This window comes from Streptomyces tailanensis (genome assembly GCF_008386495.1).
Classification (GTDB): domain Bacteria; phylum Actinomycetota; class Actinomycetes; order Streptomycetales; family Streptomycetaceae; genus Streptomyces; species Streptomyces tailanensis.
The window spans coordinates 20,627-39,474 of record NZ_VTHJ01000076.1 but is presented as its reverse complement, the minus strand read 5'-3'; the positions used below and the strand labels follow the sequence as shown (position 1 = coordinate 39,474).

The following is an 18,848-nucleotide window of genomic DNA, read 5'->3' as shown; positions in this document are numbered from 1 at the left end:
AGCCGACGATCACACGATCGAGTCAAACCGTCCTCGTTCACGCTCCTTGGTGAGCAGCTGGCAACCCCCGCGTGCTCTACCCGAAGTCGGCCCAGCTGCCCAGCGGCCGGATCGTGGCGGCGTTCGAGGACAGCGAGAGCGACGCAGACGGCGCAGCGAGCCGAGAACAGAAGCCGACCCGGCCGACCCCGGCCCCCGGGCCCCCGGCCCCGGTCAGGAATCGTCCGGCTGGTCCGGCTGGCAGTGCGGGCACCAGACCGTGCTGCGGCTCGCCATACGGGAGCGGCGCAGGGTGTTGCCGCAGCGAGGGCAGGCCGGGGTGGGGTCGTCGCGGTGGCCGGTGAGCCAGGAGTCGCGGGGCGGAACGCGGCCGGCGGTGACGGCGGAGCGGAGGGTGCGGCGCATCTGGGTGTACAGGCGGCGGCGCTCGGCCTCGGTGAGATCGCTCGCCCTGTCGGTGGGGCGCAGCCGGGCCCGCCAGAGGATCTCGTCGGCAAGCAGGTTGCCGAGCCCGGCCAGGACGGACTGGTCGGTGAGGACCGTCTTGACGCGGCCGCGACGGGCGGAGAGCGCGGCCTCGAACTCGTCGCGGTCCACGGCCAGCGCGTCGGGGCCCTGCCCGTCCAGCAGCCGCTCCAGGCCGGCGTCGTCCTCCGCCAGCCACAGCCCTTGCAGCTTGCGCTGGTCGCGGTAGCGCAACTGCCGGTCGTCGCCGACGGTGAACATGACGCGGTCGTGGGCCTCGGGCGCGTGGTCGGGGCTGCCGCAGACCAGTTCCCCGGTCATACCGAAGTGCAGCACGAGCGTGGGGCCGCCGTCGCCGGTGCCCGCGAGCAGCCACTTCCCGTGCCGCTCCGGCTTGCCGAACCGCCGCCCTTCCAGCGCCTCGCGCAGCCGCCGCGCGCTCACCCCGTGCAGAACGCCCGCGTCCCGCACCTCGACATGCCGGATCACCCTGCCCTTCGCGCAGGACTCCAGCACTTTCCGGAATGCCTCGACGTCCGGCAGCTCAGGCATGGGGTACTGCCTCCCTCGGCCGACCGAAGATCCACGGGCCCGGCGGGCGAGCCGCGGCCTCCCTGGGGCCATTGTCGCCAATTGGCAGATCCGTCTCACCTGCACGCCTCTTTCACGGCGAAATCCGGCGAATCCCCGAGACGGATCTGCCAATCACCGCATGCCTGCAGGGCCGGCCGTCCACAGATCGCGGAGCAGCGCGATCTCGGCCATGTGGTGGATGAACTCGAGGTTGGACCCCCAGAGCACGGAGATGAACGGTTCGTCGGGGGCGGAGCCGTACGGGTACTGCGAGAAGCCGACCGTGTCGAGCTGCTCCTCGGTGACGGCGGCGACGCTGTCGCGCCAGCGGTCGACCGTCTCCCAGAGCCGTTCGACCGCCAGGGCGGCGGACGGGGTGAAGTCGACCATGAGCTTCGGGTCCTGCCGCCGAGCTCCGAAGGTCCACTCCCACTCGCCCGCGAACTCGTAGTGCAGATGCCCCAGCCGCCACGCGATGGTCGTGATCGGCGTCCGGTCGGGCTCCGGCTCGCCGGTGTGGGCGAGGATCTGCTCGACCCGCTCGACGCTCACGCTCCAGTCCTCGGCGATCTTGTCGACGGTCATGCCGCCGGCGGCCTGCCGGGCGACCTCGGCGTACTCACTGGCGGGGATGTCGGGGGCGCCCAGGTCGAGCACCCACTCGCCCGGCCCGAACGCCCTGGGCGTCGTCGCCTCGGCTCGGCGCCGGATCGACCAGCAGTCGGGCGCCGGCTCCCACAGGAACTCCTCGTCGCCGAGCCCCGTCAGCCGTACCTGGGCCATCTCCCTGGCCTTGTCGAACTGGTCGAGCAGCAAGCCCAAACGGTCGGTCCGTACGCCGTCGATCTCCATGCCTGGCCCCCTGTCGCGGTCGCGTGTCGTAAGCCGTCACGCCGTATGCCGTATGCCGTATGTCGTATGCCGTATGGCGTATGGCGTATGGCGTATGGCGTATGGCGTATGGCGTATGGCGTATGGCGTACGCACTGCACTCAGGCGGAAGCTAGCGGCTCGCCGCACGGGGCGCGACCCATTTCCTCGCAGGCAGGCCGTGTCAGAGGCACGCCCTATGGTGCCCGGCATGGACAAGGAACAGCTGATCGACGAGCTCTCCGGTTCGTGGGACGACACGCAGGCGGCCCGGGACTCGCTCGTGGCGCGGGGGGCGGCTGTGGTCGCGCCGCTGCTGGACGTGCTCTGCGACGAGGAGTCGCCCGTCGATTGGAACGTCTCGGCGGACGTACTGTGCCGGATCGGCGAGCCCGCCCTCCTCCCGCTGGCCGAGGCGTCGGCATCGGCGTCGGCGGACTCGCCCGAGGTGGCGAGGAGGGTCTCCTTCGCACTGGCCCGACTGGACGTGCCCGGTCCCGGAGTCCACGGACCGCTGCTGAGGCATCCGCACCCACGGGTCCGCGCAAACGCGCTCTCCGCCTTCCGGAGCGACCGCGGGGCCGCGATACGTTTCGTCGACCAGTTGATCCCGTTGCTGGGAGACCCGGATTCCGAGGTCAGGCAGCGAGCCGTCTGGGCGTTCAAGGCGATCGGCACCGAAGCCGTCCCCGCGCTGCGGCGGCTGCGGCGACAGCCCGCGGCCGGCCCCCGGATCCGGTCCGGAGCCCTGGAGGCACTGGCGGCGATCGACGGACCGGCCGCGCTGGACCCACAGGACCAAGCCGCCTGGCGTCGGCTGACGACGATCAAGCGGTCGACGGAGATCCCGGAGGGCATGCACCTGTGCGGCTCCTGGTACGCGGTCCCGAGCACCGATCAGGCGGCGGTGCTGGACGCGTTCGGCCTGGGCGGCCCCGAGCCGGTCACCCTCCGAACGGGCGCCGGGGCCTGGAACCACGACAGCCACGCCTGGTACGCGGACCGCGTGCACTACAAGTGCGCACGCGTCTTCGTCAGCCCCGCGCTGGACGGCTGGACGCTGGTCTTCGGCGACTCGTCCGAGAACACCCACCGGATCGAGGACGCGGACGTCCCGGAGAGGGCCCTGCCGTCCGTCGTACGCCGACGGTGCGCCGACCTCAGCCGCCGGTTCGGAGCCGCGCAGTGGTACGGCATGAGCTGCGGGGACGGCTGGACGGCCTGGTGCATCGCCGAGGACGGGGAGGTCGTACGCCACTACGACGCGTTCGACGCCGAGGACGGGCGTGCCGAGGATGACGGAGACGGGCCCGCGCATCCTGCCGAGGCCGGCTGTCTCCTGCCCCACCAGAGGGCTCTGCCCGACGACGCGTTCGACGGTGTGGACCTCATGGACTTCGAGGCGTTCGTCGCCCGGCGCCAGCAGGTGAAGGAGGAACTCGGCATCCCTGACACCTGCTACGCCAACGACATCGCCGCCCGGCTCTCGGTCGACCCCGGAGCGCTCGGGGCGCACACCCGGATCGAGGGCACCGGGGTCCTCGCGCTCACCGCGTGCGGCCGGGAGCACGGCCACCCCGCCGGGGCACTGCCGTGCTGACCTGCGACGCGGTTACCGGATCGGCGGCGTGACGCCCGACAGGTCGTGGGCGGTGACGCTGTTGCGGTCGGTGACCGAGCGGCCGAGGGCGTGGTGCGGCCAGAGGCCTCCGGCCACCCGGCGGGCCTGTTCGGTCCACTCCTGGGCGGCGGGGGTACGGGGCTTGTAATGGTTGAGGGCGAAGCCGCCGGAGTGGATGCGCAGGAGGGAGAAACCGCCGGGGTAGTCCTTGGCGGCGGTGACCTCCTGCAGGGTGACGTGCGGGGCCCGGGCCAGGACGGTGCGTTTGTTGCGGTGGGTGTGGCCGGCGTGGTGGAGGAAGACGCCGGGGGCGTCGGCGTAGGCGTCCAGGACGGCACGGGCCTGGCGGCGGTCGAGGCGCTGCCCGCCCGTGACGGGGAACACGGAGCCCCGTACGGTCAGCGGATGGTGCCCGAACACCAGGGTCGGCTGATCCCGCTGTTCCCTCAACCGGCCCTGGAACCAGGCCAGTTGCTCGGCACCGAGCCCGCCCGCGCCGGCCCCGTTGCCGGCCTTCTCATAGGTGTCCAGCCCGATGATCCGCAGCCCGCCGAGATCATGGGCGAAGTACGAGGCCCCGTCGCGCCCGGGAAAGCTGTCGAGGAAGGTATCGGGGAAGGCGTCGCCGTGACCGCCTCGGCGACCGGCACCATGGCGACGGAGACCGTGTCCGTGACCGTGTCCGGGCCTGTCGTGGTTGCCGCGTACGACGAAGTAGTCCCGTCCATGGGTGCCGAAGCCGTCCAGGATGCGCCTGGCCTCCGCCAGGTCGCGCGGCGCGCCGCCGGCCGAGATGTCCCCGGCGGCCAGCAGCACGTCGGCGCCGCGCCGGCGGGCCTCGGCCACCAGGGCCTGGCCCATGATCTCCGGGTACGGCGTACGTCCCGGCCGCTGCGTCACTCCGCGCAGCAGCGGCAGTGGAACGCCGGCCAGCAGTCCGGCGGCGGTCTCACCGAGGTGCAGGTCGTTGCAGAGGGCGATGGACATGAGGTGTCGCCCCGGCGGGGGCTGCGGCGTGGTGAAGGAGAAGACGCCCTCGTCCGTGCCGAGCCCGTACGGGTTCGTACCGACGGCGTTGCCCCGGATGTGGTGCAGCGGGGTGGGTATCGCGGGCGTGCCCCGGGAGCGGGCCTGGTAGTAGTACGTCTGCCCCGGCTCCAGATCGGTGAGCTCGACGTAGTGGTGCGCGGTGGGCCGGTCCTCCCCCGCACTGCGGTCCAGGCGGGCGGGATGGGTGCCGTAGACGACCTCGCCCTCGGTGACCGCGGGGAGCAGGTGCCCCAGACCGTCGTTTGTGCCGGGCACGCCGGTGTACCAGGTGATGACGGCGCGGTCCTCGGTCAGCGTGACCAGTTCCAGATGGACGGCCGCCACGGCGTCGGGGTGAGCGGGACGCCCCCTTCGTGCCGGGCGGTGGCCGTGCAGGGCGCCGGCGGCGGCCTTCAGCATCGCCGGGGCGAGGAGGACGCCGGATCGCAGGACTTCACAGGGAGCGGGCAGGGCGGACAGGGCCGCGAGGGGAGCGGAGAAGCAGCAGCGCATACACCCTCCTTGCCCGAGCGTGGTGAACGGCGGCGGAGCCGCCGACGGCGACACTCGGTATGAAACACGACAACTCCGCCGGATGGGCCCGTCACCCGTCGTGCGTTTCGTCACCCCTGGTGCATTTCGCCGCCCTCGCCCGCCTCCAGCAGGGCCGCCGCGCCGACGCCTGGGACGCGTACGTGCGGCCGAGGCACATGAGTTCCTGCTGCGGTTCGCCGAGTCGGATGGCTACCAGTACTGCGACGCGGCGGGGATCAAGCTGTACCAGCGGCGGATCAGCGACCCGCCGGAGACCATGCTGGAGGCGGTGCACGATGTCGACCGGACCTTCCAGCGGGCGGGGTACCACCTGCCGTTGTGGAACACCGGCACCACGCAGACGCTGCCGCTGAACGACCCGTTGGAGGAGGACACGGCGGCGAACCACGCGGTCCGCTTCTATCTGACGGGCCTGTACTCCCGGAACCGGAACCTGGCCCGTATGTACTTCTGCGCCTGGGGCAACGGCAAGATCCCCCTGGTCCTCCAGGCCGAGGGCCAACCGCCCACCAAGGCGGGCCTGTTCGTCGCCCGGCTCCAGCAGTGGCTGGCCCACGCGGACATCCGCTCCTGCGGCCACGGCCTCCGGATCGCCCTGCCCGAGAACGTCTGGCAGGGCGAATTCCTCATCCCCGACGAACAGGGCACCCTCCGGACGGCCCGCATCCGCTGGACCCACGCGGGCACGGCCGGCATCCCCGTCGGCCCCGGCGCCCGCAGCGTCGAGTACCTCGACGGCACCGCCCGCGAGGTCGACGCCCGCGACACGGAACACATCACGGAACGGCCGGTACTGATCCGGTACGGCTGAGCGACTGCGACTCGGCGAGCAAGCGCAGGGCCCGCTCCTTGAGTTGGGGATCGGCGTCGGCCGCGTTGCCGGAGCCGAAGGGGGGTTGGGGGTCGTATTCGACGGCCAGTTGGATGGCCTTCGCCGTGTCGTCGTCCGCGATCAGTGAGGCGAGGTAGAGGGCCATGTCCACGCCCGCCGACACTCCAGCCGCAGTGATGATCTTGCCGGAGTGTACGTAGCGCTGGGGGAGGTAGGTCACGTCGAAGGTGGACTGGAGGTACTCGGCGGAGGCCCAGTAGGTCGTGGCCCGGCGGCCGTTCAGGAGGCCCGCGGCGGCGAGGACGATGCTGCCGGTGCATACGGAGGTCGTCCACCGGGTGTGCCGGTGGATCCGGCGGATCCACTTCAGGAGGTTCTCGTTGGTCATCGCGCCGACCGTGCCGCGATCGCCCGCGCCGGGGACGAGCAGTACGTCGAGGTGGTCGATCTCGGCGATGGATCGTTCGGCGAGTACGGCCACGTCACCCGTGTCCGTACGGACCGGCCCCCGCTCCTCGGCGATCATCGTGACGGTCGCGTCCGGCAGCCGGGAGAGGACCTCGGCAGGGCCGGTGGGGTCCAGCAGGCTGTAGCCGTCGTACAGCAGGACGCCGATGCTCGGGCCCCGGCCGCCGGCGGGTGACTCGGCCTGGAGAATTCCGGCGTGGGCGGTTCCGGCCCCGATCGTGCCGGTGGCGGTGAGTGCGGCGGTGGCCGCCGCCGTACCCCGAAGGACGTTTCTGCGTGTCGTCGTATGCGTATGTCTCATGGGCCGGGAGTCTTCTGCCCCGGCGTGGCGCGTGGGGGCGGCATGTCCGGCATCCTGCGAACCCTGTCCCCCGTGACCCCGTAGTGGTCCAGGAACGCCTGTCGGAGCGTCTCCGCCGATCCGAGGCCACAGCGTCGGGCTATGGCCGCGAGGGACAGTGCGCTGGAGCGCGCCAGGTGTGCCGCGGCTTCGGTGCGGGCCACGCGGACAGCCCGGGCCGGTGTCGTACCGAGGTGGGCGGTGAACAGGCGGGTCAGATGCCGGGTGCTGACGCCCGCCCGGGCCGCGAGGGCCGCGGGGGTGAGGTCCTCGGCCAGGTGACCGGCGATGTAGCCCGTCAGGTCCCGGACCAGTCTGTCCTCGGGCGGGGGTGCGGCCAGGAACAGGGAGATCTGGGCCTGGTCGGCGGGCCTGTGCAGATGGGTGACGAGTTCGCGGGCGACTTCGCGGGCCAGTGTGGGGCCGTGGTCGTCCTCGATCAGGGTCAGCGTCAGGTCAAGCGCACTGGTGACGCCGGCCGAGGTGTAGACGTTGCCGTCGCGTATGCAGAGCGGGCGTACGTCCACGGCCACGTCGGGATGGCGCTCGGCGAGGCGTTCGCCCCAGCCCCAGTGCGTGGTCGCCCGGCGGTGGTCCAGCAGCCCGGCCGCGGCCAGTACGTGGGCGCCGGTGCAGACCGAGGCCACGCGGCGGCTGAGACCGGCCAGTCGGCGCACCTGTCCCAGCAGCCGCTCGTCCGCCGCCGCGTCCTCACAGCCCACGCCGCCCACGACGATCAGCGTGTCCAGACGCCCCGCGACCGCCTCCAGCCGCTGCCCCGCGCCCAGCAGGATTCCGGCGGAGCTGCGTACCGCCGCGCGGTCGACGGTGCCCAGTTCTATGGAGTACGGGGGCGCCGCGCCGTATCGGTTGGCGATGTCCAAGGCACCGCTGGGACAGGCGATGTCGAGGATTTGCGCACCGTCGTAGGCGACGATGAGAACGCGCCGTTGGCCATGCCGCCGGTCGTGTCGCCGCCCGTGTTGCTGTTTGTGTTGCTGTTCGTCCATGCCTGTGGACTGCCCCCCGTCGCCCTCCCGATCAGAAGATCGGCGACGGCCGCCTCAACCATGTGTCGAGGGCCGCGTAATCGCCGTCGGTGAGGCCGAGGCGGGGGTTGACGCGAAGGAACAGGGCGGGGGCCCGGTGGTGGGCGGCGATCCAGGCCCGGTCCGTGTCGGTGATCTCGTCGTCGGCCCAGGCGAACGATCGCCCCGCCGCCCAGGCGACGAGAGTACGGGTCTTCCAATGCAGCCCGTCGCGTTCATCCTGTTCGTCCTGCTCGTCCTGGTCATCGACGTCGGAGGGCTCGGGCCAGATCACCACGGGCAGCCGCGACAGACCGAGGCGGGGCGACACACACGCGTTCGCGTCGTCCATCCATGTCGTCGCCCAGACCACGTCGCAGGGGAGCGCCGCCAGCCGGGGCCCGTGCCCGGGATCGATCCTGGCCAGCAGCGGATTCGTCTCGGCTGCGGGCGGCTCCGGGCCCGTCGCCCAGGTCGGATACCACTCCGACGCCCCGCCGAACGGGACGATCGGTCCGTCGACATCGAGAAACAGCAGCGGAGGCCGCACAGAGCCGGTCACAAGAACACGATAAGCGGCAGCTCGTACTCGTCCCGTCCTCAAGTCGGTCATGGAACTTCGGGGGGCGGGAAGGAGTTGCCAGGAGGACGACCGGTAATGACGACCGGTAATGACGACGACACGGGCTGAAGCCGAGGTGGCACGCATGGCGATGTGGGATCGGATCAAGGACCAGGCCAAGGGGCTGCAGCAGCAGGCGCAGGGGATGCAGGGGGCACGCGGCGCCGGCGGGCATGGCGCCGGTGGACACGGACGGTCGAGCGGCGGGCACTCCGGGGGCTCGAAGGCCCAGCTCGTGAGCGCCCTCAAGTCCCAGCTCACCTCCCTCAAGACGGAGCTGAAGAGCGGTGCCTACCGGGACGCCAGCATGGCCATGTGCGCGCTGGTGGCCGCCGCCGACGGGCATGTCGACCCGGCCGAGCGGCAGCACGTGGAGTCGCTGATCCTCAACAACGACGTCCTGCAGAACTTCCCGGCCGACCAGCTGCGGCAGCGCTTCAACAAGCACGTCGACCAGCTGTCGTTCAACTTCCAGCAGGGCAAGACCGAGGCCCTGCAGGAGATCGCCAAGGCCGCGAAGAAGCCGACGGAGGCCAGGGCCGTCGTGCAGACCGGCTTCGTCGTCGCGGGCGCGGACGGTCACGTAGCGCCGGCCGAGGAGCAGATCCTGCGCGAGGCGTGCTCGGTACTCGGCGTGCCCACGCAGGAGTTCGGCCTCTGACGTCATGGGCCTCTTCGACAAGCTGACCGGAACCAAGCACCCTGTCGACGGTGTCGCGCCGGATTCGGCCGAGGAGGTGCGGGCCGCTCTGCTCGGGCTCAACCGGTCCGATGTGCCGTACGTCGTCCGCGACGGCGGCGCGGACGACGCCGACCTGATGACGGAGTGGCGGGTGGCGGAGCCCGCCTGGCAGACCTTCTTCGTCGCGTCGCAGCTCACCCGCCTCGAAGCGACGGAGACCTTCCGCTTCGACAGCGCGGAGCTGCGTGACCCCCTGCGGAACGCCGTCCTCGACTCGGGCTGGACCTGGCGCGCGGTGGTCTTCGGCAAGCTGTGAGACACGCAGGGCGGGCCAAAGAGGGGAGTTGGGCATGGCGGCAGAGGACATCGACGATGTCATGGACGGGCTTGCCGGGATCGTGCGGGAGGCCGGCCGTGCCGGTGACCGGGTCGGGTACTTCGCGGCGCTGTACCGACAGGTGACCGTTGAGGTCCGCACGGCCATTCACGGTGGGCTGTTCGACGACGGCGCCCGAATGGACCGTTTCGACACACTCTTCGGCAACCGCTACTTCGACGCGTACGACGCCTGGCGTCGTGACCGGAGCGGGCCGCGTTGTTGGCGCGAGACGTTCGGGCTGCTCGACGACGCCGACACCATCATCGTCCAGCACCTGCTGCTCGGCGTGAACGCGCACATCAACCTCGACCTGGCCATCGCCGCCGCGCGGACCAGCCCGGGCGAAGCCATCCACGCGTTGCGGCGCGACTTTCTGCTGATCAACGACATCCTCGCGCGGGTGGTGCTGGTGGTACAGGACTCGCTCGGTGCCCTGTCGCCCCTCATGTCGCTGCTGGATCAGGTCGGAGCCCGCGCCGACGAGCGGATCCTCGACTTCAGTGTCCGTCAGTCCCGCGAGGAGGCGTGGTACAACGCCGTCCTGCTGGCCGGCCAGAACGAAGACGAGCGCGAGGCCACCATCCGGCGGCTCGACATCCGTGCCGCTGTGCTCGCACGGTAGATCGCGCGACCGGGCGGCGTCGTCCGGCCGGCCCTGCAGCTGATCCGGAGCACCGAGAGTGATGACGTGCCGGCCGTCATCACTCATCTGGACAACGCCATGGAGCGGCCCTCCGCCCGGCAGGGGACGGGGTGAGGCCCGGCGATTCGGCGTCCGGCGTCCCGTAGGTCTCAGTCTCGGCAACAGCCCCGCACCGCCACGCCGTTCGAGTGCGAGTCGCCTTGCGCGTCCCCCTGTGAGTCGCCCGCTTCGGCGTCGGCGAGGCGGCCGCGCAGCATGGCCTCATCGGCCACAGCGGACCGGGCAGGACCGACCGCACCGACGCCGGCCATCAGTCCGAGAGCGGCGAGCCGGCCCAGGCGACGGCGTGGCTGAGGGGACGGTCATGGGCGACGTAGCCGTCGTAGCCCTCGTGGCCCTCGTGGCCGGGTAAGGAAGTCATCGTGGTTCTCCTGGTGATTGTTGGTGACTGTCTGGCAGATGGGCCGAATCAGGACCACGACAGGCAGGCCATCACGGCCGGACAGGCCTTAGCCGTAGACCACCGACCACGGGCGCGGGGAGTCGTCCGGGGGATGCGAGGCGCCCCCGTGTCGTGAGGTCGCGGTGTGGTCGCGGGAGAGGACTTGGGCCGCGAGTTCCGCGAAGCGGGGGGGGCGGCCGGGTGGGGGGTACCGGTGGCGGGCCAGGCGCCGCCGATGCGGAGGGCGAGGGGGCGTTCGGCCAGGGGCCGCCAGGCGACGCGCGGCTCTTTGCGGGCCACCGGGCCCTGGTCGAAGGCGACTCCGTGCCCCGCCGTCACGAGGGCGAGCAGGAACTCGGGGTTGGAGGCATGGCGGAGGCGGCCGGGGACGAAGCCCTCGGCGCGGCACACGTCGAGGATCCTGTCGTACCAGCCGGGTGCGTGGGCCCGTGGGAAGAGCACCAGGTCGTGGCCGGAGAGCTCGCCGAGCATCACCTCGGGCCGCCGGGCCAGCGGTGAGGTGCGCGGCAGGACGACGCCCAGATCCACCGTGATCTCGGGGCCAAGCCGCAGTTCGGTGGCGTCGACGGGGTGGTGGACGAGTCCGACGTCCAGACCGCCGGAGGCGAGCAGCCGCAACTGCTCCTCCGTGGTGACCTCCTGGAGGTCGACGGAGAGCCCCGGAGCGTGTTCCGCGCAGGCGCCCAGCAGCGCGGACAGCACGGCGGCCGTGGTGTCGGGCGGTACGCCCGCGCGGAGCGTGCCGAGGCCGCCGTCGGCGGCGCGGCGGGCGACCGTGCGCAACCTCTGCTCCCGGGCGAGGAGTTCGTGGGCCTCCTCCAGCAGCGCCGCCCCGGCGGCACTCAACCGGACGCCGCGCTGCGAGCGGTCGAACAGCTCCGCACCGAGCTCCTTCTCCAGCCTGCGGATCGCCTGGCTGAGCGGCGGCTGAGCCATGCCCAGCCGCTCGGCCGCCCGGCTGAAGTGCAGCTCGTCGGCTACGGTGACGAAAAGACGCAGGTGGCGCAGGAGATCCACGATCGATGACCTTACCGGGGGGGGGACGAATCCGTGATCGAGAACGTGATCGAGGAACGGATCCGACAGGTCTTCACCGACGCGGGCGCCGAAGGCCCACTGCACGCGATCCCCGTCCACTTGGGCCCAACGGTCGCAGGGGAGCTCGCAGGACAGGTCCATGGGGAGGCCACCAAGGAGATCGCCGGGGACGCCGACACGGAACCGCGTGGCGGCCGTGAAGTCGCCGTCGGCGCCGACGCCCCGGTCGTGATCGCCTCGATCTTCAAGGTGCTGTTGGTGCTGGAGTTCGCCCGGCAGGTCGTCGCCGGTCAGCTCGACCCGAGGGAGCGGGTGCGGGTGACGGCGGCGGACCGGCTCGGCGGCTGGGGAACGGCCGGTTGTCTGGACGACGTCGAGCTGTCGCTGCGCGATCTGGCCCCACTGGGACAACTTCGAAGTGCCACTGAACGGTGCCCCGGTACGCGACCCGGCGATGGATCTGGACGCCTTCCTCGCCCAGGTCGGGCAGGTGTCTCCGGCGACGCGAGTCGTCGTACCGGACTACCGGACGGTGTACGACGGCGCCATGCGTCCCACGGGACATGTGTGACGGCTGTGACAGTTGTGAGCCCTCGGGCGCTGGAGGAAGTGCACTCTTGGTCACACTTGCTCGGGGAGACTCACGACTCATGCGCAGACGCGCCACCTTCGCCGTCCTCGCCGCCGCCACGGCCGCCACCACCGCGCTGGGCGGATTCCTCGGTCCCGCCGCGTACGCGGACGTGATCGTCGGCGACATCCAGATCAACAAGGTCTCCGTCAACGGCGGGAAGAACATCGTGGTCGGCCTCGCCGACAAGACGGTCACGGTCTCGGTGACCGCGACCGATCCCTCGGGGATCTGGGACGCCGACTTCCATCTGTGGCGCGGCAGCGATCCCGACAACCCCGACGCCTACATCACGGTGGACCAGAACACCACGCCGGCGGACTGCGTGGCCTCCACCTCGACCACCTCCACCTGCTCGAAGACCTTCACGTTCGAACCGGACTGGTGGCTCACCAACGCCGACGCCGGGACCTGGAAGGTCGGCCTCTATGTCTCCGCCAACGACGGCAGCTACACCGTGCGGGACGCCTACACGACCACCCGCATACAGCGGCTCTCCCAGCTGACCGTCAACGCCGCCCCGGAACCGATAGCCCAGGGCAAGACCCTCACGGTCACCGGCAAGCTCAGCCGGGCGAACTGGGACACCGACGTCTACGCGGGCTACACGGCCCAGCCGGTCAAGCTCCAGTTCCGCAAGGCGGGCACCAGCACCTACACCACCCTCAAGACGGTGAACACCTCCAGCACCGGCTACCTGAAGACCACGGCCACCGCCTCCGCGGACGGCTACTGGCGCTGGAGCTTCGCCGGCACGTCCACCACCCCGGCCGTCTCGTCGTCGGCCGACTACGTCGACGTGCAGTAGCGAGACACAGGAGCAAGACGGAGTAGCGAGACGCAGTAGCAAGACGAAGAGGCCCGCACCGAAGTGCGGGCCTCTTGTCATGCGGGGTGCGCGCGGGGCGCGGCGAGTCAGGAGGGAACGATGTTCTCCGCCTGCGGGCCCTTCTGGCCCTGGGTGACGTCGAAGGTCACCTTCTGGCCTTCCTGCAGCTCGCGGAAGCCCTGGGTGGCGATGTTCGAGTAGTGGGCGAAGACGTCGGCGCCGCCGCCGTCCTGCGCGATGAAGCCGAAGCCCTTTTCCGCGTTGAACCACTTCACAGTACCGGTGGCCATGTCAATAACTCCTGGACAGTCTTGGGTGCTCGCACTTCGCGAGCCTTCTCATCGCCGTGATGATGACCACTGCCCGGGAAACCGGAAATGCGAATGGAAATCACACCTGCAACTGGGGCCGAGCCTAGCAGGAATACCATTGCTCGCGCGCGGTTTGAACAGTCCGGGTAAGTTTTCGCCTGCACGGGCGGCAAGAAAACTTTCCGGGCCCTGATAACATATCTGATTCGGCGGCGAGAGAATTTTCTAGTCACCGTCGCCGCCGTCACCGCCCCCATCCCCATCCCCGCCCCCGTCCGCGGTGTGCTTCTCGGCCGCGCGGCGCATCTCGTCGTTGGCGCGCTGTGCCGCCTCCAGCTGGTCCTCCAGGCCGACGATGCGGCAGGCGGCCTCGATGGGTGTCCCCTGGTCGACGAGTTCGCGGGCGCGGGCCGCGATGCGCAGTTCGTGGCGTGAGTAGCGGCGGTGACCGCCTTCCGAGCGGGTCGGGGTGATCAGCCGCGTGTCGCCGAGGGCACGGAGAAAGCCGGGCGTGGCACCGATCAGCTCGGCGGCCCTGCCCATGGTGTACGCCGGGTAGTGGTCGTCGTCGAGCCGGTTGCTCTCCGATGGCATGTATGCCTTCCCGCGGGCCGCCCGGGGGACACGGCCCACTCCGCAGGGAAGCGGGTTCCCCTACAGGGGAACTCTAGTCGCGCCCGGGAGGTTTTCTGGTGCGGCGAGCGCAGACGTGGTGGTGCGATGGGCACAGGTCCGGGCCGCGCCGGTGCTGCGGCGGCAGGCCGTCGGACACGTGGGTCGGCCGTACGAGTGCGTTACGGGCGCGCATATCTGGCGATATCTGTCGTCACGAAGTGAGAAATCTCTGTGCCGCGTGAGGAATATTCCTGGGTCGACGGCAGCGGTCAACCTCGGCCGACAAGTGGTCGGTAACCATTCACAGCGGGTAATTTTTCACAGCTTGCGCAATCGTGCCGTGGTACTGTCGACATCAGTTGCAGTTGTGGTTGCCGGACGGTTTTTCCGACGGAGTGATCATCACGGCGACCGGGATCCGCGCAGTGTGGACCCCGAACACCGTCCCGAAGGAGAAACAAATGGCTACCGGCACCGTGAAGTGGTTCAACTCGGAAAAGGGCTTCGGCTTCATCGAGCAGGACGGCGGCGGCCCCGACGTCTTCGCCCACTACTCGAACATCGCCACCCAGGGCTTCCGTGAGCTCCAGGAAGGCCAGAAGGTGTCGTTCGACATCGCGCAGGGCCAGAAGGGCCCGACGGCCGAGAACATCGTTCCCGCCTGACAACAGCGTTGACACTGGCATTGACACCGGCGCTGACGCCCACGTCAGTCCACTTCGCAGCTGGGGCCCGCACTCTTGGGGTGCGGGCCCCAGCTCGCTGTGTTTCCGGGCGCCCCATGAGGGTGCGCCCCACAGCCTTCGGCTCGTTCATGCGATTCTCCGCGCCGCTCGATCGCCTCGATCGCCGCGCGATTTCCTTGCCACGTGCCGCCACGAGGAAATTCGAGGATTCCGCATGAGCCGTGCCCGCACGACGCGCGCGTACGACCGTTCAGCAAGCTCCCCCGCCAAGCGCACCGGCAGCTCCGGCAACTCCAGCAGCAAGCGCTCCGGTGCTCCGCGCCGTTCCAAAGGCGGCCAAGGGGGCCAAGGCCGTCAACAGGCAGCCCCGCAGGGAGAGTTCGCGCTTCCGGTGACGAAGACGCCCGCGTTGGCCGCCGTCGACTCGTTCGCCGAGCTCGGCCTGCCGGCACCGTTGTCGGCCGCGCTCGTCCAGGAGGGCGTGACCGTACCGTTCCCGATCCAGGCGGCGACCCTGCCGAACTCGCTGGCCGGACGTGACGTACTCGGCCGTGGCCGCACCGGTTCGGGCAAGACCCTCGCCTTCGGTCTGGCGGTGCTGGCCCGTACCGCGGGCCGGCGCGCCGAGCCGCGGCAGCCGCTGGCCCTCGTGCTCGTGCCCACCCGGGAACTCGCCCAGCAGGTCACCGACGCGCTGACGCCGTACGCCCGTTCCGTGAAGCTGCGGCTGGCCACCGTGGTCGGTGGGATGTCGATCGGCAAGCAGGCCGGGGCGCTGCGGGCCGGGGCCGAGGTCGTGGTCGCGACGCCGGGGCGTCTCAAGGACCTCATAGAGCGGGACGACTGCCGTCTGGGCGACGTCGCCATCACCGTCCTCGACGAGGCCGACCAGATGACCGACATGGGCTTCATGCCCCAGGTCACCCGTCTGCTCGACCAGGTGCAGCCCGAGGGCCAGCGGATGCTCTTCTCCGCCACCCTGGACCGCAACGTCGACCTGCTGGTCCGCCGCTATCTGACCGACCCGGTGGTCCACTCCGTCGATCCGTCCGCGGGAGCGGTCACCACGATGGAGCACCACGTCCTCCACGTCCACGACACGGACAAGCAGCGGACGGCGACCGAGATCGCGGCCCGGGACGGGCGGGTGATCATGTTCCTGGACACCAAGCACCGGGTGGACCGGCTGACCAAGCACCTGCTGAAGAGCGGTGTCCACGCCGCGGCCCTGCACGGCGGCAAGTCCCAGCCGCAGCGCACACGGACCCTCGCCCAGTTCAAGGACGGGCAGGTGACGGTTCTGGTGGCGACGAACGTCGCGGCGCGCGGGATCCACGTCGACAACCTCGACCTCGTCGTCAACGTCGATCCGCCCAGCGACCCCAAGGACTACCTGCACCGCGGCGGCCGTACGGCCCGCGCCGGCGAGTCCGGCAGCGTCGTCACCCTGGTGACCCCGGACCAGCGCCGCGACATGGCCCGGCTGATGGCCTCGGCCGGCGTCACCCCGCGGATCACCCCCGTACGTTCCGGGGAGGCGGAGCTGAACCGCATCACCGGGGCCCAGGCCCCTTCCGGTGTCCCCGTCGTGATCAAGGTGCCGGTGCCGGTCGCCAAGCCGCCCCGCCGCGCCAGGCCCTCGGCGTCATCGTCCTCGGCGTCCTCGGCGGCTTCGTCGTCCCGAGGCCGCCGCAGCCGCTCCGGCGCCCGGCGTCGGCCCACCGGATGAGCATCACCGCATCATCCCCACTTCCCCTCTCCCCGGTCGGCCCGCTCCCCTTCCCCCTGTGAGGCATCATGCGCTGTGTCATCGCCCGCTACCCGTTCGACCTGACCAAGAACGGCGTACTGGACTCGATGAAGGGCATCACCCCCGAGCCCATCACGGGTGAGTCCGTGACCATCGGGCGCCGCCGCTACCCCGTCAAGCAAGTGGGCGAAGTCATCACCCAGCAGGACCGCCGCGACTTCACCAGCGGCGAAGTAACCCGGGCCATGACCCGCCTCGGCTTCACCTGCCACGACCACCCCGACGCCGCCCCCCTGCCCGCCCCCACGCCGCTCCAGGCCGCGTCGGAACTGTTCGGCGACCCCGTATCCCGGGACGTGTAGGGCAATACGTCTACTGCCCCAGGCCGAGGATCAGTCGCAAGGTGTCCGTCAGTGCGGCTGTCGGGATCGTCGGGTCGGCGATGCGTTGGACTCCGAGACCGATACCGAGGCTGAGGAGGGTGAGGGCGGCCTGGTCGGCGGGGAGGGCCAGGGGGGTGTTCAGTTCCTGGGACAGGGCGGTCAGGAGGTGTGTCAGGGCCTCGCGGATCGTTTCGACTCGGGTGGTGATCTCGGCGCGGAGTTCGGCGTCGTGGCGGGCGCTGGTGAGGAACTCGACTTCGAGGGTGGTCCAGGCCTCGTCGCCTATGTGTGCCTCGGCCCAGGCGGCGAAGCTCGTCAGGCGGTCGTCGATGCCGGTGTCGCCCATCACGGCGGCCGTGGGCAGGGCGAGTTGTTCGGCACGGATCTCGTCCAGGGCCGCCAGGCACAGGTGGTCCTTGTTGCGGAAGTTGGAGTAGACGGCGCCCTTCGAGTAGCCGGCCGTCTCCGCGACGTCCGTGAGTGACGTGGCGCCGTAACCCCCGACTACACCCTGGGCTGCAAGCGGCTCCTGCTGTCGAACACGTACTATCCGGCCCTGACCCGCCCCAACGTCACCGTGCACGCGACGGCCGTCGAGGCGGTCCGCGGCAGCCGTGTCGTCGGCGCCGACGGCAGCGGCGCGGACGTCGACACCATCATCCTGGGCACCGGCTTCCACATCCTCGACATGCCCGTCGCCCGCCGGGTGTTCGACGCCGACGGCGCCGGCCTCGACGACCACTGGAAGGGCAGCCCGGACGCCTACCTCGGTACGACCGTCAGCGGTTTCCCCAACGCGTTCGTCCTTCTCGGACCGCACCTCGGCACCGGCCACTCCTCCGCGTTCATGGTCCTCGAAGCGCAACTCGCCCCTGAGGCGCGCGGTACGCCACTTCCGCTCGGCCGGCTGGACCGCCATGGACGTACGCCCCGAAGTCCAGGCCGCCTTCAACGCCGAGGTCCAGCAGGCCCTGCCGCCGACCGTCTACAACGCGGGCGGCTGCGCCAGCTACTACCTCGACAGCAACGGCATCAACAGCTTCAGCTGGCCCTGGTCGACGGGCCGGATGCGCCGACGCCTGGCGGACTTCGATCCCGAGGCCTACGTCACGGAGGGCCCGGAGCAGGCGAGTTACGGACCTACGGCCCCCTCCGGCTCGAGGTCGGTCAGGGGACGATGACCGTCTTGCCGCGGGCGTGGCCGGCGCGGGAGCGGACGAGTGCGTCCGGGGCCTCGGCCAGGGAGATCTCGGTGTCGATCGTGACGCGGAGGCGGCCGGCGTCGGCGAGGGCGGCGAGGGACTCAAGTTCGGCGCGGCTGGGACTGCCGGTGAGGTTGACGCCGTGGATCTCGCGGGTGGCGAGGGCGTCGATGGCGGCGGCGTGGTTGGTGCTGACGTATGTGCCGCCGGACAACACCGACGACGGTCTGCGCGCCGCCGTAGCCCTGCGCGACGAGCATCCCACCCTGCCGGTCCTCGTCCGCAAGCTGCTCATCGACGTCCTCACTCCGCGGCAGCTCAAGGCCGTCGCCGACGGTCTGCGCGAGGTCAACCGGCGTATGCAGGAGGGCGGGGCCTGCTGAGGGCGGGCGGGGCGGTCGTCACGGGCAGGTCCCGTCGTTCAGTTCCTGTCGTTCATGCGCGCAGGTACGCGAGGACGGCGAGGACTCGGCGGTGGCCCTGGCCGTCGAGGTGGAGTTCGAGTTTCTGGAGGATGCTGCTGACGTGCTTGTTGACGGCCGCCTCGGTGACGTACAGCTCGCGGGCGATCTCGGCGTTGGCGCGGCCCTCGGCCATGAGGGCGAGGACCTCGCGTTCGCGTGGGGTGAGGCGGGCGAGGGGGTCGCGGCGGCGGTTGAGGAGTTGGCGGACCACGTCGGGGTCCACGACCGTCGCGCCCGCGGCGACCTGGACGACCGCGTCGACGAACTCGCCGACGGCGCTGACCCGGTCCTTGAGGAGGTAGCCGACGCCGGTGTCGCTGCCGAGGTCGAGCAGACGGGCGGCGTAGGACTGCTCGATGTACTGGCTGA

22 protein-coding genes and 3 pseudogenes are annotated in these 18,848 nt (G+C 70.6%); 13 read left to right on the top strand and 12 right to left on the bottom strand.

All coding sequences use genetic code 11. The annotated features are described in order from the left end of the window. Positions 1 to 213: 213 nt before the first annotated feature. Both F3T56_RS39755 and F3T56_RS39750 read right to left on the bottom strand, forming a co-directional pair. On the bottom strand, positions 214 to 1,017 hold the full coding sequence (locus F3T56_RS39755) for an Fpg/Nei family DNA glycosylase (RefSeq protein ID WP_149830332.1): 804 nt from the start codon (positions 1,015 to 1,017) through the stop codon (positions 214 to 216). Between the two features lie 153 nt (positions 1,018 to 1,170). After that, positions 1,171 to 1,890, bottom strand: coding sequence for a DinB family protein (locus tag F3T56_RS39750; RefSeq protein WP_149830331.1), 720 nt, complete (start codon positions 1,888 to 1,890; stop codon positions 1,171 to 1,173). A gap of 229 nt (positions 1,891 to 2,119) precedes the next feature. Here F3T56_RS39750 and F3T56_RS39745 point away from each other — a divergent pair, with 229 nt between their 5' ends. Further along, complete coding sequence (locus F3T56_RS39745; RefSeq protein WP_149830330.1) at positions 2,120 to 3,508, top strand: HEAT repeat domain-containing protein; 1,389 nt, start codon at positions 2,120 to 2,122, stop codon at positions 3,506 to 3,508. 12 nt (positions 3,509 to 3,520) lie between these two features. On the opposite strand, the gene F3T56_RS39740 is transcribed toward F3T56_RS39745, so the two are convergent. Continuing rightward, complete coding sequence (locus F3T56_RS39740) at positions 3,521 to 5,071, bottom strand: purple acid phosphatase family protein (protein WP_149830329.1); 1,551 nt, start codon at positions 5,069 to 5,071, stop codon at positions 3,521 to 3,523. A 100-nt stretch (positions 5,072 to 5,171) separates the two neighbouring features. Here F3T56_RS39740 and F3T56_RS39735 point away from each other — a divergent pair, with 100 nt between their 5' ends. Continuing rightward, positions 5,172 to 5,924 (top strand): hypothetical protein, encoded by a 753-nt coding sequence (locus tag F3T56_RS39735; protein WP_216373065.1) that lies wholly within the window; start codon positions 5,172 to 5,174, stop codon positions 5,922 to 5,924. Here F3T56_RS39735 and F3T56_RS39730 read toward each other — a convergent pair. Genes F3T56_RS39730 through F3T56_RS39720 form a run of 3 tightly spaced genes read right to left on the bottom strand, consistent with a single transcriptional unit; the run spans position 5,890 to position 8,343 of the window. After that, complete coding sequence (locus tag F3T56_RS39730) at positions 5,890 to 6,714, bottom strand: DJ-1/PfpI family protein (RefSeq protein WP_149830327.1); 825 nt, start codon at positions 6,712 to 6,714, stop codon at positions 5,890 to 5,892. The two genes, F3T56_RS39735 and F3T56_RS39730, sit on opposite strands and share 35 nt — an antisense overlap. Next, positions 6,711 to 7,763 carry a GlxA family transcriptional regulator gene (locus tag F3T56_RS39725; RefSeq protein WP_149830326.1) on the bottom strand — a complete coding sequence of 351 codons (1,053 nt, stop codon included), beginning with the start codon at positions 7,761 to 7,763 and terminating at the stop codon, positions 6,711 to 6,713. Before F3T56_RS39725 ends, F3T56_RS39730 begins: the two co-directional genes overlap by 4 nt. A gap of 31 nt (positions 7,764 to 7,794) precedes the next feature. Then, complete coding sequence (locus tag F3T56_RS39720) at positions 7,795 to 8,343, bottom strand: HAD domain-containing protein (protein WP_149830325.1); 549 nt, start codon at positions 8,341 to 8,343, stop codon at positions 7,795 to 7,797. A 145-nt stretch (positions 8,344 to 8,488) separates the two neighbouring features. Here F3T56_RS39720 and F3T56_RS39715 point away from each other — a divergent pair, with 145 nt between their 5' ends. The 3 genes from F3T56_RS39715 to F3T56_RS39705 are packed head-to-tail and all read left to right on the top strand — an operon-like array spanning position 8,489 to position 10,086. Continuing rightward, positions 8,489 to 9,064 (top strand): tellurite resistance TerB family protein, encoded by a 576-nt coding sequence (locus F3T56_RS39715; RefSeq protein ID WP_149830324.1) that lies wholly within the window; start codon positions 8,489 to 8,491, stop codon positions 9,062 to 9,064. A 4-nt stretch (positions 9,065 to 9,068) separates the two neighbouring features. Beyond that, positions 9,069 to 9,401 carry a hypothetical protein gene (locus F3T56_RS39710; RefSeq protein ID WP_149830323.1) on the top strand — a complete coding sequence of 111 codons (333 nt, stop codon included), beginning with the start codon at positions 9,069 to 9,071 and terminating at the stop codon, positions 9,399 to 9,401. A gap of 34 nt (positions 9,402 to 9,435) precedes the next feature. Further along, on the top strand, positions 9,436 to 10,086 hold the full coding sequence (locus tag F3T56_RS39705) for a DUF5995 family protein (RefSeq protein ID WP_246204325.1): 651 nt from the start codon (positions 9,436 to 9,438) through the stop codon (positions 10,084 to 10,086). Positions 10,087 to 10,616: 530 nt separating this feature from the next. Here F3T56_RS39705 and F3T56_RS39700 read toward each other — a convergent pair. Further along, positions 10,617 to 11,578, bottom strand: a pseudogene (locus F3T56_RS39700) (LysR family transcriptional regulator). Positions 11,579 to 11,632: 54 nt separating this feature from the next. Between F3T56_RS39700 and F3T56_RS39695 the strand changes: the two are divergent. From F3T56_RS39695 to F3T56_RS39685, 3 genes and pseudogenes are all read left to right on the top strand, one after another. Then, positions 11,633 to 12,007: pseudogene (locus tag F3T56_RS39695) on the top strand (serine hydrolase); the annotation flags it as partial. 1 nt (position 12,008) lies between these two features. Beyond that, a pseudogene (locus F3T56_RS39690) lies at positions 12,009 to 12,179 on the top strand (MBL fold metallo-hydrolase); the annotation flags it as partial. A gap of 79 nt (positions 12,180 to 12,258) precedes the next feature. Then, positions 12,259 to 13,047 carry a calcium-binding protein gene (locus tag F3T56_RS39685; protein WP_149830322.1) on the top strand — a complete coding sequence of 263 codons (789 nt, stop codon included), beginning with the start codon at positions 12,259 to 12,261 and terminating at the stop codon, positions 13,045 to 13,047. A gap of 107 nt (positions 13,048 to 13,154) precedes the next feature. Here F3T56_RS39685 and F3T56_RS39680 read toward each other — a convergent pair whose 3' ends face one another. Both F3T56_RS39680 and F3T56_RS39675 read right to left on the bottom strand, forming a co-directional pair. Continuing rightward, complete coding sequence (locus F3T56_RS39680) at positions 13,155 to 13,358, bottom strand: cold-shock protein (RefSeq protein WP_149830321.1); 204 nt, start codon at positions 13,356 to 13,358, stop codon at positions 13,155 to 13,157. Between the two features lie 246 nt (positions 13,359 to 13,604). After that, a complete protein-coding gene (locus tag F3T56_RS39675; protein ID WP_149830320.1) occupies positions 13,605 to 13,973 on the bottom strand; it encodes a MerR family transcriptional regulator in 369 nt (122 codons plus the stop codon). A 482-nt stretch (positions 13,974 to 14,455) separates the two neighbouring features. On the opposite strand from F3T56_RS39675, the gene F3T56_RS39670 reads away from it, so the two are divergent. The 3 genes from F3T56_RS39670 (at position 14,456) to F3T56_RS39660 (ending at position 16,792) form a co-directional block, all read left to right on the top strand. Beyond that, on the top strand, positions 14,456 to 14,659 hold the full coding sequence (locus F3T56_RS39670) for a cold-shock protein (RefSeq protein WP_149830319.1): 204 nt from the start codon (positions 14,456 to 14,458) through the stop codon (positions 14,657 to 14,659). A gap of 235 nt (positions 14,660 to 14,894) precedes the next feature. Then, positions 14,895 to 16,409: a DEAD/DEAH box helicase gene (locus F3T56_RS39665; protein WP_149830318.1), complete on the top strand. Its 1,515-nt coding sequence runs from the start codon at positions 14,895 to 14,897 to the stop codon at positions 16,407 to 16,409. A 68-nt stretch (positions 16,410 to 16,477) separates the two neighbouring features. After that, positions 16,478 to 16,792 (top strand): SCO5918 family protein, encoded by a 315-nt coding sequence (locus F3T56_RS39660; RefSeq protein ID WP_149830317.1) that lies wholly within the window; start codon positions 16,478 to 16,480, stop codon positions 16,790 to 16,792. A 10-nt stretch (positions 16,793 to 16,802) separates the two neighbouring features. On the opposite strand, the gene F3T56_RS39655 is transcribed toward F3T56_RS39660, so the two are convergent. Then, the gene (locus tag F3T56_RS39655; RefSeq protein ID WP_149830316.1) at positions 16,803 to 17,732 is read right to left on the bottom strand and encodes a TetR/AcrR family transcriptional regulator; all 930 of its coding nucleotides are present in this window, start codon (positions 17,730 to 17,732) and stop codon (positions 16,803 to 16,805) included. On the opposite strand from F3T56_RS39655, the gene F3T56_RS39650 reads away from it, so the two are divergent. Beyond that, entirely contained in the window at positions 17,731 to 17,994 is a 264-nt protein-coding gene (locus F3T56_RS39650; protein ID WP_149830315.1) for a hypothetical protein, read from the top strand. The genes F3T56_RS39655 and F3T56_RS39650 overlap by 2 nt on opposite strands. Here the strand turns inward: F3T56_RS39650 and F3T56_RS39645 are convergent. Beyond that, positions 17,981 to 18,229: a zinc-binding dehydrogenase gene (locus tag F3T56_RS39645; RefSeq protein ID WP_246204324.1), complete on the bottom strand. Its 249-nt coding sequence runs from the start codon at positions 18,227 to 18,229 to the stop codon at positions 17,981 to 17,983. The two genes, F3T56_RS39650 and F3T56_RS39645, sit on opposite strands and share 14 nt — an antisense overlap. On the opposite strand from F3T56_RS39645, the gene F3T56_RS48800 reads away from it, so the two are divergent. Continuing rightward, positions 18,216 to 18,398 carry a hypothetical protein gene (locus tag F3T56_RS48800; RefSeq protein WP_246204323.1) on the top strand — a complete coding sequence of 61 codons (183 nt, stop codon included), beginning with the start codon at positions 18,216 to 18,218 and terminating at the stop codon, positions 18,396 to 18,398. The two genes, F3T56_RS39645 and F3T56_RS48800, sit on opposite strands and share 14 nt — an antisense overlap. Positions 18,399 to 18,450: 52 nt before the next feature. On the opposite strand, the gene F3T56_RS48795 is transcribed toward F3T56_RS48800, so the two are convergent. Continuing rightward, a partial coding sequence (locus tag F3T56_RS48795) for a response regulator transcription factor (RefSeq protein WP_246204322.1) occupies positions 18,451 to 18,848 on the bottom strand: 398 nt, incomplete at its 5' end.